The sequence below is a fragment of the Mesorhizobium sp. M0522 genome (assembly GCF_040321085.1).
Lineage (GTDB): Bacteria > Pseudomonadota > Alphaproteobacteria > Rhizobiales > Rhizobiaceae > Mesorhizobium.
Genome location: NZ_JAMYQW010000101.1, coordinates 1 through 771 on the forward strand (window position 1 = coordinate 1; position 771 = coordinate 771).

At 60.8% G+C, this 771-nt stretch carries 1 protein-coding gene; it reads right to left on the reverse strand.

The genetic code is table 11. From position 1 onward, the window contains the following. Nucleotides 1–262: 262 nt before the first annotated feature. Nucleotides 263–771: hypothetical protein (locus tag NKI58_RS35450; RefSeq protein ID WP_352830572.1), on the reverse strand; the 509-nt coding region annotated here is incomplete at its 5' end.

The window sequence follows — 771 nt, forward strand, 5'->3', positions numbered from 1 at the left end:
CGCCTGTTGCCGAGAGCGACGATCGCGAATCCGAACGCTGGACGGCAGGTGAGGCGCGGTTGCGATAGGCCAGGTCTGACTTGCTTCACCAGTAATCCGAAGACGCCAGGGACGCACTACGCTGGACGCGTGCCCTAGCCGTCGAGCTCCCGCTTATCCGTTCGTCCGCTCCATATCCGGCTGGACCGCGCCGCACCCTTGGGCTGTTCAAAGGCGCTGGCATCTTCCCTACGCCGACACCGGCCGTTGTATCGCCGGAGCGTCAACCCGCTGAAGTCCGGCGGTGCTTTCTCAGCCGGGTGATCGCCGACTTGTCGACCGTGATCACCCCGCCGCAGTCAATCCGCACAGTGAGTTTGTTCGCCCCGCGCTCGATGCGGGTGACGTCCCCAACAAGAATCACTCGGTCGCCGGCCCGGACTTTGGGTGGCGGATCAATCGTATAAGGATGGTCATACGAAGGAATGCTCACCCTGGCGCGCCCGCTGGGGAGAATCGTGACGACGGTACCTGCCAGCGCAACCTCATCGCCGACCTCAAATTCGCGAGGCATGTTAACGTGCAGCATGGTCTTCCTCCCGATGCTTTCCCCCATTGACGCTTTGCTAAATTTAATGCCCGGCCAACCAGGTTGGTTGCTTGCAATCGACTTCGTACGGTTCCGCACAATTCCAAGCTGGTATGCACTCCCAGTTGGCCTCGGATCGGCCTTGTGTGCGTCAAATTCTGCAGAAATGGTTTGACAGTCAGCGATGACCTTGGCGCGCCCCG